The 15,354-nt window shown below is 62.8% G+C and carries 12 protein-coding genes and 1 tRNA gene; 9 read left to right on the forward strand and 4 right to left on the reverse strand.

Annotated elements, in window-relative coordinates; genetic code table 11:
• Positions 1-130: 130 nt before the first annotated feature.
• Entirely contained in the window at positions 131-3,895 is a 3,765-nt protein-coding gene (gene metH, locus ACPF9B_RS10120; RefSeq protein WP_424177157.1) for a methionine synthase, read from the reverse strand.
• Between the two features lie 250 nt (positions 3,896-4,145).
• Between metH and ACPF9B_RS10125 the strand changes: the two genes are divergently transcribed.
• The 7 genes from ACPF9B_RS10125 to ACPF9B_RS10155 all read left to right on the forward strand — a co-directional run bounded on the left by ACPF9B_RS10125 (position 4,146) and on the right by ACPF9B_RS10155 (position 8,249).
• Positions 4,146-4,304, forward strand: coding sequence for a hypothetical protein (locus ACPF9B_RS10125; protein ID WP_424177159.1), 159 nt, complete (start codon positions 4,146-4,148; stop codon positions 4,302-4,304).
• Positions 4,291-4,827 carry a hypothetical protein gene (locus tag ACPF9B_RS10130; RefSeq protein ID WP_424177161.1) on the forward strand — a complete coding sequence of 179 codons (537 nt, stop codon included), beginning with the start codon at positions 4,291-4,293 and terminating at the stop codon, positions 4,825-4,827. The genes ACPF9B_RS10125 and ACPF9B_RS10130 overlap by 14 nt, the downstream gene beginning before the upstream one ends.
• Positions 4,828-4,967: 140 nt before the next feature.
• The gene (locus ACPF9B_RS10135; protein WP_424177163.1) at positions 4,968-5,711 is read left to right on the forward strand and encodes a hypothetical protein; all 744 of its coding nucleotides are present in this window, start codon (positions 4,968-4,970) and stop codon (positions 5,709-5,711) included.
• Positions 5,692-6,144 carry a carboxypeptidase regulatory-like domain-containing protein gene (locus tag ACPF9B_RS10140; RefSeq protein WP_424177165.1) on the forward strand — a complete coding sequence of 151 codons (453 nt, stop codon included), beginning with the start codon at positions 5,692-5,694 and terminating at the stop codon, positions 6,142-6,144. Before ACPF9B_RS10135 ends, ACPF9B_RS10140 begins: the two co-directional genes overlap by 20 nt.
• Positions 6,144-6,779: a cobalt transporter CbiM gene (cbiM, locus tag ACPF9B_RS10145; protein WP_424177167.1), complete on the forward strand. Its 636-nt coding sequence runs from the start codon at positions 6,144-6,146 to the stop codon at positions 6,777-6,779. The genes ACPF9B_RS10140 and cbiM overlap by 1 nt, the downstream gene beginning before the upstream one ends.
• Complete coding sequence (cbiQ, locus tag ACPF9B_RS10150) at positions 6,769-7,491, forward strand: cobalt ECF transporter T component CbiQ (protein WP_424177169.1); 723 nt, start codon at positions 6,769-6,771, stop codon at positions 7,489-7,491. Before cbiM ends, cbiQ begins: the two co-directional genes overlap by 11 nt.
• On the forward strand, positions 7,488-8,249 hold the full coding sequence (locus ACPF9B_RS10155; RefSeq protein ID WP_424177171.1) for an energy-coupling factor ABC transporter ATP-binding protein: 762 nt from the start codon (positions 7,488-7,490) through the stop codon (positions 8,247-8,249). The genes cbiQ and ACPF9B_RS10155 overlap by 4 nt, the downstream gene beginning before the upstream one ends.
• On the opposite strand, the gene ACPF9B_RS10160 is transcribed toward ACPF9B_RS10155, so the two are convergent.
• Positions 8,196-9,722, reverse strand: coding sequence for a hypothetical protein (locus ACPF9B_RS10160; protein WP_424177173.1), 1,527 nt, complete (start codon positions 9,720-9,722; stop codon positions 8,196-8,198). The two genes, ACPF9B_RS10155 and ACPF9B_RS10160, sit on opposite strands and share 54 nt — an antisense overlap.
• A gap of 246 nt (positions 9,723-9,968) precedes the next feature.
• Here ACPF9B_RS10160 and ACPF9B_RS10165 point away from each other — a divergent pair, with 246 nt between their 5' ends.
• Positions 9,969-10,877: an AEC family transporter gene (locus tag ACPF9B_RS10165; RefSeq protein ID WP_424177175.1), complete on the forward strand. Its 909-nt coding sequence runs from the start codon at positions 9,969-9,971 to the stop codon at positions 10,875-10,877.
• Positions 10,878-11,029: 152 nt separating this feature from the next.
• Here the strand turns inward: ACPF9B_RS10165 and ACPF9B_RS10170 are convergent.
• Positions 11,030-11,115: transfer RNA gene (locus tag ACPF9B_RS10170), tRNA-Leu, on the reverse strand.
• A 144-nt stretch (positions 11,116-11,259) separates the two neighbouring features.
• On the reverse strand, positions 11,260-11,751 hold the full coding sequence (locus ACPF9B_RS10175; RefSeq protein WP_007207009.1) for an Lrp/AsnC family transcriptional regulator: 492 nt from the start codon (positions 11,749-11,751) through the stop codon (positions 11,260-11,262).
• Positions 11,752-11,855: 104 nt separating this feature from the next.
• On the opposite strand from ACPF9B_RS10175, the gene putA reads away from it, so the two are divergent.
• Complete coding sequence (putA, locus tag ACPF9B_RS10180; RefSeq protein ID WP_424177178.1) at positions 11,856-15,329, forward strand: bifunctional proline dehydrogenase/L-glutamate gamma-semialdehyde dehydrogenase PutA; 3,474 nt, start codon at positions 11,856-11,858, stop codon at positions 15,327-15,329.
• The last annotated feature ends 25 nt before the right edge of the window (positions 15,330-15,354 follow it).

The raw sequence follows: 15,354 nt of genomic DNA on the forward strand, positions 1-15,354 counted from the left end.
TTCTTATTTCCACAAATACTTCGGGGTGAGGCCCGGATTTAACCGGGCCGAGGGGCAGCGCCCCTTTTTGCGGCACAGCCGCAAAGCGCTCCGCGCGGGGATGTTTAGGCTCGGAAGATGGCAGTGGTGGTCATTCCGCTGCCAGTGCTGCCTTTTGTTGCGGGACATAGTTCAGGATCGGCCCCAGCCAGCGTTCGACCTCGGCCAGATCCATGCCTTTGCGCGCGGCGTAATCCAGCACCTGATCCTGCTCGACCTTGGCCACCCCGAAATAATAGGCGTCAGGATGCCCGATATAAAGCCCCGACACCGACGATCCCGGCCACATCGCCATGCTTTCGGTCAGCGTGACACCGGTCGCGGCCTGTGCATCCAGCAGCGGGAACAGGGTGGCTTTCTCGGTATGGTCGGGCTGGGCGGGATAGCCGGGCGCAGGCCGGATGCCGCGATAAGGCTCACCGATCAGGTCGGCGGGGGCGAGGTTTTCATCGGGCGCATAGCCCCACAGGTCGCGGCGGACCATTTCATGCATCCGTTCGGCAAAGGCTTCGGCGAAACGGTCGGCCAGGGCCTTGACCAGAATCGCGTTGAAATCATCCCCCGCCGCGGCAAAACGTTCGGCGATCGCCACTTCCTCGGTCCCGGCGGTTACCACAAAGCCGCCCACATAATCAGCCGTGCCCACGGGGGCCACGAAATCGGACAGCGCCACATTGGGCCGCCCGTCGCGTTTGCTGACCTGCTGGCGCAGGGTATGTAGCATGGCCAATTCGGTCTTGCGGCTGTCATCACTGAACAGGCGGATATCATCGCCCACAGCATTGGCAGGCCAGAACCCGACCACGGCGCGCGGGCGGAACCATTTTTCCGCGATGATCTGGTGTAGCATGTCTTGCGCATCGGCGAACAACGCGCGCGCCGCCTGCCCCTGTTTTTCGTCCTGCAGGATCTTGGGATAGATGCCTTTCAATTCCCATGTCTGGAAAAACGGTGTCCAGTCGATATAGCGGGCAAGCTCTGCCAGATCCCAATCCTCATAGACCTTGGTGCCAAGGAAAGACGGCGCTGGCACTTTGTAATCTTGCCAGTCGATTTTCAACGCATTGGCGCGGGCGGCGGCCAGCGGCAGGCGTTTCTTGGCGAGTTCCGACCGCGCATGTTGATCCGCGACCTTTTCATATTCGGCGCGGATGGTGGCGATATAGCCTGCCTTTTGATCCGGCGACAAAAGCGCGGACACAACCCCCACAGCGCGGCTGGCATCTGTGACATAGAGTGTCTGGCCGCGCGCATAATTGGGATGTATTTTCACCGCCGTATGCACACGGCTGGTTGTCGCACCGCCAATCAGCAGCGGAATATCCATCCCCGCGCGTTCCATTTCCGCCGCGACATGGACCATCTCATCCAGCGACGGGGTGATCAGGCCAGACAGGCCGATGATATCGACATTTTCAGCCTTGGCGACTTCAAGGATTTTCGCGGCGGGCACCATCACGCCCAGATCAATGATGTCGTAATTATTGCAGGCCAGCACGACGCCTACGATATTCTTGCCGATGTCATGCACATCGCCTTTGACCGTGGCCATCAGCACCTTGCCCGCGCTTTCGCGGCCGGTCCCGCCATTGAGGCGCTTTTCTTCTTCCATATAAGGCAAAAGCACGGCGACTGCCTGTTTCATCACGCGGGCGGATTTGACGACCTGCGGCAAAAACATCTTGCCCGCGCCGAACAGATCGCCCACCACATTCATCCCCGCCATCAGCGGGCCTTCGATCACGTGCAGCGGACGGTCGGCGCGCAGACGCGCCTCTTCGGTGTCGGCATCAATGAATTCGGTGATCCCGTTGACCAAAGCATGCTCCAGCCGTTTTTCAACCGACCACTCGCGCCACGCCAGATCGCGTTCCTTGGCCTCGCGCGCGCCGGTGGATTTGAACCGCTCGGCAATCACCAGCATGTTCTCAGTCGCATCCGGCGTGCGGTTCAGCACCACATCTTCGCAGGCGTCGCGCAGATCGGGGTCGATACTGTCGTAAACCGCCAACTGGCCTGCATTGACGATGCCCATATCCATGCCAGCCTGAATGGCATGATACAGGAACACGGCGTGCATCGCCTCGCGCACGGGGTCGTTGCCACGAAAACTGAACGACAGGTTCGACACGCCGCCCGAGACATGGACATGCGGCAGATCGGCCTTGATCCGGCGGGTGGCATTGATGAAATCGACGCCGTAATTGTCGTGCTCCTCGATCCCTGTCGCCACGGCGAACACGTTGGGGTCAAAAATGATATCCTCGGGCGGGAAACCAACCTTTTGGGTCAAGAGTTGATAGGCGCGGGTGCAAATCGCGACCTTGCGATCCTCGGTATCGGCTTGGCCCGCCTCGTCAAAGGCCATGACGACCACCGCCGCACCATAAGCACGGCAGAGCCGCGCCTGATGCAAAAACGCCTCTTCGCCTTCTTTCATGCTGATCGAATTGACGATGGGCTTGCCTTGGACGCATTGCAGGCCCGCCTCGATCACCTCCCATTTGGAACTGTCGATCATCACCGGCACGCGGGCGATATCAGGCTCGGCCGCGATCAGGTTCAGATAGTCGATCATCGCCTGTTTGCTGTCGATCAGGCCCTCGTCCATGTTCACGTCAATGATCTGTGCGCCGTTTTCGACCTGTTCGCGGGCGACATCGACGGCGGCGGCATAATCGCGGGCTGTGATCAGCTTGCGGAACTTGGCCGAACCGGTGACGTTCGTGCGCTCGCCCACATTCACGAAAGCGATGTCGCGGGTCAGGGTAAAGGGTTCCAGCCCCGACAGGCGCATCAAAGGCGTCTGCGCAGGGATCGCGCGGGGTTTGTGACCCGCGACGGCGGCAGCAATGGCGCGGATATGATCCGGCGTCGATCCACAGCAGCCGCCCACGATATTGACCAAGCCTTCCTTGGCGAATGCGGCGATCTGTTCGGCCATGAAAGCGGGGCTTTCGTCATATGCGCCAAATTCATTGGGCAGGCCCGCATTCGGGTAAGCGCAGATCAGCGTATCGGCCACGCCCGACAATTCTGCCAGATGCGCGCGCATTTCGGCCGCACCCAGCGCGCAGTTCAGCCCGATGGTCAGCGGATCAGCATGGCGCACGGCATGCCAGAACGCGGTCGGCGTCTGGCCTGACAGGGTGCGCCCCGACCGGTCCGTGATCGTGCCGGAAATCATCACCGGCAGGCGCAGACCGTTGGCGGCAAAGATTTCCTCGCAGGCGAAAATTGCGGCCTTGGCGTTGAGCGTGTCAAAGATCGTCTCGATCAGGATCAGATCGGCGCCACCATCAATCAATCCGCGCAATTGTTCCACATAGGCCACGCGGAGCTGGTCAAAGGTGACCGCGCGATAGCCCGGATTGTTCACATCAGGCGACATCGACGCCGTGCGGTTCGTTGGTCCCAGCGCGCCCGCGACAAAGCGCATCCGCCCATCCTGCGCCGTGGCACGGTCCAGCGCCTGCCGCACCAGCCGCGCGCCGTGAAAGTTCAGGTCATAGACCAGATGTTCCAAACCATAATCGGCCTGCGCGATGCTGGTGGAGGAAAACGTGTTGGTTTCAACGATATCGGCACCGGCCATCGCATAGGCGTAATGGATATCCTCGATCGCCTGCGGCTGGGTCAGGATCAACAGGTCGTTGTTGCCCTGTTGCGGCAAGGGCTCATCACTGAAAAACCGCGGATGGCAGGCACAACCGGCCCCATGCGCGGTGAAATCACCTTCGGCAAAGCCCAAAGCCTGAATCTGCGTGCCCATCGCGCCGTCAAGGATCAGTATGCGATCAGCCGCTGCAGCGGCGATCCGGTCAAAGGCGGGGGATTTGGGCAGGATAGTGGTCATAACAGTCCGATCAAACGACAAAAGGCACCTGACGTGCCTGTCCTTCAGATAGGCGCATGCGATTTTGAAAACAAATTCATGTTAGGCAAGACGATTATGAAATTCATTCACATAAGACCCGGATCGGCAGGCCGGTCCCGCGAAATCGCTTTACTAACCTGATTATTTATGTCAGGTATAAATCACCCAATCGGGACAGCGGTTGCGCGATGGTCCGGCAAGGCATGCCCCCTTTGCACAGGAATTGCCGATGCCCGATGCCACCTATGATTTTCTGATTGATCTGATCGCCGCCCAAGACGATTGCATCACCGACGGGTCCACGCTGGAACCCCATTTGGTGGAGCTGATCCTTGACCGGAGGGTCCAGCCATCCGCAAAGGAAAGCGCTGCCCATGCACGGCGCTGATCCGCGCCGCCCGTTCCGCCCCGTCTATGACCCGCAAACAGACCATGGCCCCACACGGGACCCGCGCCCTGGCGAGGTTCCTTTGCATGACATCCACCTTGATCCTTTCGCGCGGCTGACCTTGGTCTTGTGCCGCTGGCATTTCCAGACCTTTGCCGCCCCCGACAGCCACGGCTGGCTGGTTGCGCTGCGCTGCGCCACCGCCCATGTCGGCCCCGATGCCGCAGGCGCCCTGTGCTATGATCTGGTGGGTGTGGTGCAGACCTTGCGGGCCAGCCGGACGACGCCAATCGCGTTCAATGCCGAAAGCTGCCCTTGCTGCCGCGACTGGTTGACGCCTGCGGAACGCCAGATCATGCAGATGATCGACGCCCTGCGCCACAATCAGCAAGGGCGCGCGCGGACCTTGGCACAGTTTCTTTGCGATGGCGCCCCCGACACCAACCTGCTGGCCGTGACCGACACCTACCTGCGCCGCCATGCCCCCGATTATGCACAGACTGCCGCATTTTCACCGGCATAACATCGGCATAACATCGGCATAACATCGGCATAACATCGGCATAACATCGGCCTAAACCCCCGGCACAGCTGCGCCATTGACACCCAGTCAGGCGGTTCGTATGAAAAACATGTACGTTTTTCATACTATCAAGGACTCCCATGTCTCTGCCCAGCGCCTGTTTGTGCACCCTTGCCGTCGCCCTGACCATCGGCACCGCAGCCGCCGCCGAAGGCAGCCTGCACCTTTTCGCAAATGGTGAAGCTTTGGCGCGCGAAGGCTTTGTTGCCCCCGCACTGACCCGCGACGGCTGGGAGCTACGTTTCGATCATGTGTTCGTCACGCTGGCAGGCGTGTCCGCGCTGCAGACCGACCCGCCCTATGATGCCCATGAAGGTGGCAAGCCCCACGCCACAAACACAGTGGTTTTCGATACCATCGACCAGATAACGATCGACCTGACCGATACCGATGCGCAGGGCCGCGTGATGCTGGCGACGGCCCCCGCCCCCGTGGGCCATTACAACGCGGTCGTCTGGTCGGTAGTGCCTGCGCAATCGGGTGACTGGGCGGGCCAGTCCATGGTGCTGGTCGGCACGGCAACGCGCGACGGCGCAAGCGTGGAATTCACCCTGACCAGTGATGCCACGCATGATTACACCTGCGGCGAATATGTCGGCGATGCGCGCAACGGGTTTGTGACCGCTGGCAACGCTGCCGAGCTTGAACTGACCTTCCATCTGGATCATCTGTTCGGTCGCCTTGACAAGGAAGACACCGATCCAATGAATATCAATGCGCTGGGGTTCGACGCCTTCGCTGCGGGCGGCACCCATCAGATGACCCTGACGGGCCTGCATATCGGCCATGTCGGAGAGGGACATTGTGCTGTCATCCATCGCTAAACCCCTGATCGCGGCGCTGTTGCTGGCGGGTCCTGCGGCAGCGCATGGCGCTTTTGTCGATATGGGCACCACCGAGGCCGTGGCGATCCAAGCCCGCTATGACACCGGCGCGCTTATGGCGGGCGCACAGGTATCCGTTTTTGCGCCCGACAATCCTGCGCTGCCTTGGCTGACGGGAATGACAGACGCGGATGGCCGGTTCGTCTTTGTGCCGGACGACAGGGCGGGACAATGGGCGGTGCAGGTGCGGCAGGCCGGTCACGGTGCCATGGGCTATGTCACGGTCGGCGCGGATGGCGCAGCCATCACCGTCACGGCCAGCCGTACCGGCCTGTCATGGGCGCAGCGCCTGCTGATGGCGGCCTGCGTGACTTGGGGCTGCATCGGCACGGCGCTGTATTTCCGGCGCACGCGCCCTGTGGAACCGGCCTGATGCATATCCCCGACGGTATTTTGCCGCTTGGGCTGACTTTGGGCGGTTGGGTGGCCGCGGCGGGGCTGACCGCCCTGTCGTTGAACCGGATCGCGGCCCAGCCTGACCCGCGCGCAGGGCTGCCGCGCGCCGCTATGATGACGGCGGCTTTTTTCGCGGCCTCGCTGATCCATATTCCCGTGCCACCCAGCAGCGTACATCTGGTGCTGCCGGGGCTGATGGGGCCGATGCTGGGGTGGTATGCGCTGCCCGCGATCCTGATCGGGCTGGCGTTTCAGGCTGTGATGTTCGGGCATGGCGGGCTGACCACCTTGGGGGTCAATGCGGTGATCCTCGGGCTGCCCGCGCTGGTCGCCTTTGGGCTGACGCGCAATCTGGGGCATCTGAACCAGCGCGCGGCGGCGGCGATTATCGGCTTTGCCACCGGCGCGGGGGCAGTTTTGCTGGCTGTCGCGCTTTTTGCCGCGATCCTGCTGGCGGGATTGCCCGCGCATCTGGATGCGGAAACCGAACGCGCGGCGATCACAGCACTGGCGCTGGCGCATCTGCCACTGGCACTGGCCGAGGGGATGGTCGTCGTCGCCGTGCTGGGCTTTTTGCGCCGCACCAGCCCCGAGATGATCGTTGCGCGCTGATCCGATCACCGATCCACGCCTGCGGGTTGCCGCCCTGCTGGCGCTTGCCTTCGGGTTTTCCGCGCTGCACGGGCCAGCCGCTTTGGCGCTGATGGTTGCGGCCACCTTGGGCCTTGTCTGGTGGTCCGGCACGCCCGCCCGCCGGTTGCTGCGGGCCTTGCGCCTGCCGGGGATTGTCGTGGCGGGGCTGGTTGTGGTTTTGCCCTTTTCCAGCGGGGATCATGTGATCGCCGCAGTTGGCCCCCTGACCCTGCGCGCCGAAGGGCTGGCAGCGGCCACGGGCATTGCCCTGCGGTTTGTCGCGATCTTTACGCTGATCGTGGTCTTTGTGGGCGCGCTGCCGCTGTCGCATCTGATCGGCGCGCTGCGCGGGCTTGGGCTGCCGGCGCTTTTGGTAGATATGGCGCTGCTGACCCTGCGCCACATCGAGGATCTACGCCACGATCTGGCCCGCATGCAGACCGCGATGCGCCTGCGCGGCGGGCATGGCTGGCTGGGGCGGTTCCGCGCGACAGGCTGGCTGTTGGCAAGCCTGCTGCTGCGCAGCCACGCGCGGTCTGAACGGGTCTATCACGCGATGATCCTGCGCGGACACGGGGCCAAAGGGGCGGCCCTACCCGACGCAGCCGCCGTGCCGCGCGGCGACAAATGGGCGCTGGCGGGGCTGATCGCCCTTGCAGCCAGCCTGCTGGTGGTGGACCATCTGGCATGACCCTGCCCCTGCTGCATACAACCGACCTGACCCTGACCCGCGCCAATGGCGAGACGGTCTTGCACAACGTATCGCTGCGCATCGCACAGGGCGAAAGGGTCGGGCTGATCGGCCCGAATGGGGCGGGCAAGACCACGCTGATGCTGTGCCTGACCGGCGTGATCCGCGCCAGCGCAGGCACGGTGCAGATGGACGGCAAACCCGTCACCCCCGGCGGGTTTCATCCCGATATGGGATTCGTGTTCCAGCAGGCCGAGGACCAGCTGTTCAGCCCGACCGTGGCCGAGGATGTGGCCTTTGGCGCGCGCAATCTGGGGCTGTCGGGGGCCGTACTGGACAGGGCCGTGGCGACAGCCCTTGACCGTGTGGGGATCACGGGCTTGGCCGACCGGCCCGTGCATCATTTGTCGGGGGGCGAAAAACGGCTGGCCTGTCTGGCGGGCGTGCTGGCGATGGACCCGCGCCTGTTGTTGCTGGATGAACCGTCAGCCGCGCTTGACCTGCGCAACCGCAGGCGGCTGATCGAGTTGCTGCGCGGCATGGATCAGGCGATGCTGATCGCTAGCCATGATCTGGAACTGGTGCTGGAGCTTTGCCCGCGGGTCATCCTGATCGACGCAGGACAGATCGTCGCCGACGGCGCGGCGCGCAGCGTGCTAGGTGATGGCGCGCTGATGGCGCGCCACGGCCAAGAGGTGCCCCATTCACTGATCCACCACGCGCGGGTGGATCACGCCCATCCCCGGCACATCGTATAGATCAAAGCGGATCAACGGGCCTACACTGATGGTCGCGACCGCCTGCGCCTGCAAGACCGCCAATTGCGCGTCAGACAGGCGCTCTTGCCATGCGATCAGGCTGCGCACGTGATGATTGCGCGCCAAGGCGATCCGGTCATCAGCCACCAGATCGGCAGCGAACAGCGCCTTTGTCACGGCCTGCCGCGCGGCGAGATCGACAATCATGGGTTCCGGCCATGGCACAGACAAAACCTTTTGCCCTGTTGCGACAACAGGCCAAGCGCTGGTCAGCAGGGCCGCCACCGGCTGATCATCGGCGATATCGGCGCTTAGAATGCCTGCCGCCTCGTAAAAAGTCACCTCACCCGGCTCTGTGGCGGGTGCGGTGATATCAAGCAGGTTGGCGACCATCGCAAGCGTCGCCAGATTGGTCGCCGCAATCAGCCCGATCAGAACCAGACGCCTGCGGTCTGACCCAATGTTGGTCACGATATAAAGTGCCAGACCGACCTGCAGCACCAGCACCAAGGGCATCAGGAACCGGCCCGCAAGCTGAAATCCGGTCAGCCCGACAAGGTAGATGCACAAGAACACGCCAGCCATCAGCACCAAGGCGCGGCCTGCGGGCGCGCGCAATCCGGCCAGCCCGAATATTGAGGGGATCAATGCGGCGGTCAGATAAACCGGGGAATAAAACGCAGGCCCGCCTTCCCATGTCGCATTGCCGGGGCGCAGGACAATCTCAACGGCATTGAAATAGGGCCAGAATGTGGACAGGCAGACCGCCAGCACCAGCGCCGACAACACCCGCAGGCGTGCGGCGATGGTGCCATGCGGCCAGCAAAGCGCAAAGCTGCCTGCGCCGATGAAACCGATCACGGCCCCAACCTGATGGGTCGTGAACATCAACGCCGCCAGTGCGCACAGCGGGATCACAAAGACAGGCCGCACCAGACTACGCAGCACCAGCGCCCATAGGATAAAACTCAAGCCGATCATATAGGTCGCCGGATAGGCAGCGGCGTAATACAGGGTCAACGGCGAATGAAACCCCGTATGCTGCAGCGGCAACGCCCACCCCAGCATCAGACATAAAAACAGCACCACCGGCGCCCAAGGCGCAGGATGCAAGGCACGCGCAAAGACATAGACGCCGATGCCGAACAGCGCCATCGCGCCATATCCCGCCAAAGCCAGCACCTGCCAGACATCCAGCCCCGCGATCCGCGCCACAGCGGCCCATCCCAGCCAAAGCGGCTGGAAATGGCGCGACCCCGCATCCGAGACGATGAACGGATTGCCGGGTGCATGCGGGGTTTCAATCAAGGCCAGCAAAGCGGCGGCATGCTGCCAGATATCACTGCCGGGATGTTCCACCAACATGCCCTGCCCAGACAGCCATGCGAATAACCCCAATGCCGGCGCCGCGATCAGGGCATAAATCAGGTCTGGCCGCCCGAAACCGCCCTTGGCCTGTGTGTGGCCAAACATGGCATTCACCTGTTTGTTGATATTTGATGCCACAATGACCCGCGCGAAAGATTACCTAAAATTGTATAATGATAAAAGATTGACCGCAAAAAGAGAAATTGGCGTCGTCGGCAAAAACACCTCTGATATCCACCAAATTGCATCACTCAGCTGCACGCCAGCCACCCGATGTTACGGCTTTGATCTGGCGCAGGGATGCGACGCGATGGTAAGGCAGGGGCCAAGACAGACAATGGAACGGACAGCATGATCATCCTGACAATCTGGCCGCTATTCGCGCTGATCTGCCTTGGCTTTGTCATGGCACGCACGGGGTTTCCAGAACCGGGGTTCTGGCCAGCGGCTGAACGCGTCAATTACTATATATTGTTTCCGGCCCTGCTGGTGGGCAGCCTTGCCGCGGCACCTTTGGGTGATCCCGCGATCTGGCGGTTGGGCGGGGCGGCTGGCGCGTCCATCGCCCTTGCCGCCTTTGGCCTGTACGGCTGGCGCTGGCGGCACCCCGCGCCCGCCGCTCGGTTTGGCCCCGCCTTGCAAGGGGTGGTGCGGATCAATACCTATCTTGGCCTTGCGATCACGGCAGCCCTGGTTGGCGCGCCCGGCATCGAACGCGCGGCCATCGTGCTGGCGGTCGTGGTGCCGCTGGTCAATGTGCTGTCGATCATGGCGCTGGCTGACCGGACCGAGGCCCGCAAACCGCTGGCGATCCTGCGCATGATGGCGCGCAACCCGCTGATCCTGGCCTGTGCGCTGGGGATCACGATGGCGCTGAGCGGGATCGGACTGCCATTGGGGACCGGCGCGTTTTTCGCGCTGCTCGGGCAAGGCAGCCTGCCCTTGGGCCTGCTTTGCGTCGGTGCGGCGCTGCGCCCCGGGGCGCTGCGATCCGACATGGGCGCGATCGGCGTCAACAGCACGCTGCGCTTGTTCGCAATGCCGGTGCTGGCGATGGGCATGGCGTGGATTTTCGGGCTGGACGGGATCGAGGCACTGGTGCTGGTGATCTTCTTTGCCATCCCGACTGCACCCACATCCTATGTGCTGACACGGCAATTCGGCGGCGATGCCACCTATATGGCAGGGCTGGTGACAGCGCAGACGCTGGCATCGGTACTGACCATCCCGCTGGTGCTGCTGATCTTCGGGGCAAGCTGACGATTTTGCGCAGCATCACACCCTGATCGCGGCGCGTGGCGTTCCCTTGTCGCAGGTTTCCACACGGTCAGGACGGCCATCTCTACCAACCAAAGCTGACCAGCCGATGCGCGGGCTGTGCAATGGTCCTTTTGTGATCTGCATCAAGAATGTGGTGCCCGCGGCCGGACTCGAACCGGCACGGCCTTGCGGCCAAGAGATTTTAAGTCTCCGATGTCTACCATTCCACCACGCAGGCATGCAGGGTGCGTATCGCTTTCCTAAGCGTGACAGCAGGCGGCGGCAAGTCAGATCACAACGCGACCCAGGCCCATGTCACCAAAAGCGCGCATTCAGCAGACAACCGGTCGCGCTTGCACTGCAGGATCGGCAGGGCTTTGGGTCAGATATCCGGGCCGGGAGCGACAGGGGATACACCCTCTTCCTTGACCGTCTGCATGGCCACATAAGTCGATGTATTGGACACATGTGGCAACGTCGAAATCTTCTCGGCCAGAACGATGCGATAGCCGGTCATCCCTGCAGTGCGTACCTTGAGAAGGTAATCGAACGCCCCCGCGATCAGGTGGCATTGTTCAACCTCGGGAATACGCAGCACGGCGGCATTGAAGGCAGCAAGCGCCTTTTCGCGCGTATCAGACAGCCGGACTTCGACAAAGGCGACATGATCGCGGTCCAACCGAATCGGATCATAGAGCGCGCGATACCCTCGGATCACGCCGGTTTCCTCCAGCCTGCGCAACCGCGCCTGCGTGGGCGATTTCGACAACCCGATCCGGCGCGCAAGATCAGTGATGCTGATCCGCCCTTCCACGGCAAGGACGTCCAGGATCTTTCGGTCGAATTTGTCCAGTTCGCTATTCTTTTCGATCACACTTTACCCATTTTTTCATTACTCTGTCCCGTATCTTTTGCATTAGCAGGCCAATCGCCTTTTCACAATCGGCTATGATGGGACATCTGGTTAAGGATTCCACCATGCCCCGTGATACTGCCCTGACTTTGCGTGATGCCATCGACGCCGCGATCTACAGCGACGAAACCGCAGCCGTGGCAAGCTTGGTGAAAACCGCCGCCTTGTCCAACACCGACCGCGCCCGGATCTGCGACCGCGCGGCGACGCTTGTCACCCAGATCCGCACCAGCGCCGATCCGGGGTTGATGGAGGTATTCTTGGCCGAATACGGCCTCTCGACCGACGAGGGCATCGCGCTGATGTGCCTGGCCGAGGCGCTGTTGCGCGTGCCAGACGCCGATACGATGGACGACCTGATCGAGGACAAGATCGCGCCATCCGATTGGGGCAAACATCTGGGGCATTCGGCCTCGTCGCTGGTGAACGCCTCGACATGGGCGCTGATGCTGACAGGCCGCGTGCTGGATGATGAAAAACCGGGGATCACACGGCACCTGCGATCTGCGGTGAAACGGCTGGGCGAACCGGTGATCCGCACCGCTGTCGGCCGCGCGATGCGCGAAATGGGGCGGCAATTCGTGCTGGGCGAAACGATCCAGAAGGCGATGAAACGGGCCGGCGGTATGCAGGCCAAAGGGTTCACCTATAGCTATGACATGCTGGGCGAGGCGGCCCGCACCGAGGCCGACGCCAAATACTACCACCTTGCCTATTCCCGCGCGATATCAGCCATTGCCGATCATTGCGTGCATGGCTCGGTCGCGGAAAACCCCGGCATTTCGATCAAACTCTCGGCGCTGCATCCGCGCTACGAGGTGGCGCAACAGGCGCGGGTGATGGAAAAACTGGTGCCGCGGGTGCGCGCGCTGGCGCTCTTGGCGAAATCCGCGGGCATGGGGTTTAACATCGACGCAGAAGAGGCCGACAGGCTGGCCCTGTCGCTGGACGTCATCGCCGCCGTGCTGGCCGATCCGGCACTGGCGAAATGGGACGGGTTCGGGGTGGTCGTGCAGGCCTACGGACAACGCGCGCCCTTGATGATCGACCAGCTTTACCAGATGGCGCATGATCTGGACCGCAAGATCATGGTCCGGCTTGTCAAAGGCGCCTATTGGGACGCGGAAATCAAACGCGCGCAGGTGCAAGGGATCGACGGATTCCCCGTCTTTACCGCCAAACAGCATACCGACATCAGCTATATCGCCAATGCACGCAAACTTCTGGGCCTGACCGACAGGATCTATCCGCAATTCGCCACACATAACGCACATACTGTGGCCGCCGTGCTGGACATGGCCGCCCAGATGGGGCGCGACAAGAACCAGTTTGAATTCCAGCGCCTGCACGGCATGGGCGAAACATTGCATAGTATCGTGCTGAACGCCGAACAGACCCGGTGCCGGATCTACGCCCCCGTCGGCGCGCACGAAGATTTGCTGGCCTATCTCGTCCGTCGTCTGCTGGAAAACGGGGCCAATTCCAGCTTCGTCAACCAGATCGTGGACGATACCGTTCCCGCCAGCGTTGTCGCCGCCTGCCCTTTTGACGCGGCAGGCCTGCGACCCGACCTGCCCACCGGACCCGAACTTTTCGCGCCCGCGCGGATCAATTCCAAAGGCTGGGACCTGACGCATCAACCCACGCTCGACACGATCGACAAGGCCCGCGCGCCCTTGCAGAACGCTAGTTTTACCGCAGGCCCCATCACATCGTTGGAGCCGAAATATCCCCGCCGGAGGCAAGAAAGTTCTTTCCCCGTCATCAACCCCGCACAGCCCGACGACATCGTGGGGCAAGTGACACCCGCCACCCCCGACGACGTGGCCGATGCGCTGGCCGGTGCCGCGATCTGGACCGCCGATTACACCACCCGCGCGGCAGTGCTGCGCAAGGCCGCCGATGCGTTGGAAAAAGACGCCGACACGCTTTTCGCGCTGCTGGCGCGCGAGGCGGGCAAGACCCTGCCCGATGCCGTGGCCGAACTGCGCGAGGCGGTGGATTTCCTGCGCTACTACGCCACCCAAGCCACCGCTGATATGCAGGCACGCGGGCTCTGGACCTGCATCAGCCCGTGGAACTTTCCGCTGGCAATCTTTCTGGGGCAGGTCTCGGCCGCCTTGGCCGCAGGCAATGCAGTCATCGCCAAACCTGCCGAACAGACGCCGCTCCTGGCTTTCCGCGCGGTGCAGATCCTGCATGATGCAGGCGTGCCTGTCGCTGCGCTGCAATTGCTGCCCGGTGGCGGCGATGTGGGCGCAGCCCTGACAGCCGACGCGCGCATCAGCGGCGTGGCCTTCACCGGCTCGACCGCAACAGCGCTGAAAATCCGCGCCAGCATGGCCGCCCATTGCGCCCCCGGCACGCCGCTGATCGCCGAAACCGGCGGGCTGAACGCGATGATCGTGGACAGCACCGCGCTCCCCGAACATGCGGTACGCGATATCGTCAACGGCGCCTTCCGCTCTGCCGGTCAGCGGTGTTCGGCGCTGCGCTGCCTTTATGTGCAAAGCGATATCGCGGACAAGCTGATGACCATGCTCAAAGGAGCCATGGACGAACTGACCGTCGGCGACCCGTGGCATCTGTCCACCGATCTGGGGCCAGTCATCGACGCCGCCGCGCATGAAACCATCGCCGAGCATATCGCGCAGGCCCGCAGTGACCGGCGCATCCTGCACCAGATCAGCACCCCCGCGACAGGCCATTTCATCGCCCCCACCGTAATCCGCGTGACCGGCATCGCCCAGATGACGCGCGAAATCTTCGGCCCCGTCCTGCATGTGGCGACCTTTGAGGCGCGCGACCTTGACCGCGTGATCGACGACATCAACGCCATGGGCTACGGGCTGACCTTCGGGCTGCACACGCGGATCGACGACCGCGTGCAGACCGTGGTCGAACGGATCGAGGCAGGCAACATCTATGTCAACCGCGACCAGATCGGCGCAGTCGTGGGCAGCCAGCCTTTCGGCGGCGAAGGCCTCTCTGGCACCGGGCCAAAGGCAGGCGGGCCGCATTACCTGCCCCGTTTTGTTGCACCAGAACCGGCACAGACCAGTGGCAAATGGGACACCACCGCCGATCTTGCCGCCTTGCAAAAGCAGCTGGCCGGCGCCCCGATGCCCGCCAGCCCCGCGCCCACCGACCTGCCCGGCCCGACCGGCGAATCCAACCGTCATGGGCTGCACCCGCGCGGCGCGATCCTGTGCATGGGTCCGGGGCCAGAGGCGGCGGCGGCTCAGATCGCGGCCATCGCCGCCTTGGGCGGGGTCGGGATCAGCGCAGGGGGCGATCTGCCAGCCGCGGCGCTGACAACGCTCGCCCCCTTGGCGGCCGTCATCTGGTGGGGCGACACCGCCACAGCCCGCGCGCTGGAAACCGCGCTCTCGACGCGCGATGGCAAGATCATCGCCCTGATCACGGGCCAGCCAGACCGCGCGCATGCCTGCCACGAACGGCATGTCTGTATCGACACGACCGCAGCAGGCGGTAATGCCGCATTGCTGGCAGAGGTGGGCGGCCCCGCCCGGACTTGACCGCAGGCGCAAAGGCAGAAATGGT

This window comes from Yoonia sp. TsM2_T14_4 (genome assembly GCF_049602355.1).
Lineage (GTDB): Bacteria > Pseudomonadota > Alphaproteobacteria > Rhodobacterales > Rhodobacteraceae > Yoonia > Yoonia vestfoldensis_A.

What these genes read in the sequence shown, in the direction of transcription:
- ACPF9B_RS10135 (WP_424177163.1), top strand. Translation starts at nt 4,968, where the DNA reads ATGTCTCTGCCCAGCGCCTGTTTGTGCACCCTTGCCGTCGCCCTGACC.
- metH (WP_424177157.1), bottom strand. Translation starts at nt 3,895, where the DNA reads ATGACCACTATCCTGCCCAAATCCCCCGCCTTTGACCGGATCGCCGCT.
- cbiM (WP_424177167.1), top strand. Translation starts at nt 6,144, where the DNA reads ATGCATATCCCCGACGGTATTTTGCCGCTTGGGCTGACTTTGGGCGGT.
- putA (WP_424177178.1), top strand. Translation starts at nt 11,856, where the DNA reads ATGCCCCGTGATACTGCCCTGACTTTGCGTGATGCCATCGACGCCGCG.
- ACPF9B_RS10165 (WP_424177175.1), top strand. Translation starts at nt 9,969, where the DNA reads ATGATCATCCTGACAATCTGGCCGCTATTCGCGCTGATCTGCCTTGGC.
- ACPF9B_RS10125 (WP_424177159.1), top strand. Translation starts at nt 4,146, where the DNA reads ATGCCCGATGCCACCTATGATTTTCTGATTGATCTGATCGCCGCCCAA.
- ACPF9B_RS10155 (WP_424177171.1), top strand. Translation starts at nt 7,488, where the DNA reads ATGACCCTGCCCCTGCTGCATACAACCGACCTGACCCTGACCCGCGCC.
- ACPF9B_RS10160 (WP_424177173.1), bottom strand. Translation starts at nt 9,722, where the DNA reads ATGTTTGGCCACACACAGGCCAAGGGCGGTTTCGGGCGGCCAGACCTG.
- ACPF9B_RS10130 (WP_424177161.1), top strand. Translation starts at nt 4,291, where the DNA reads ATGCACGGCGCTGATCCGCGCCGCCCGTTCCGCCCCGTCTATGACCCG.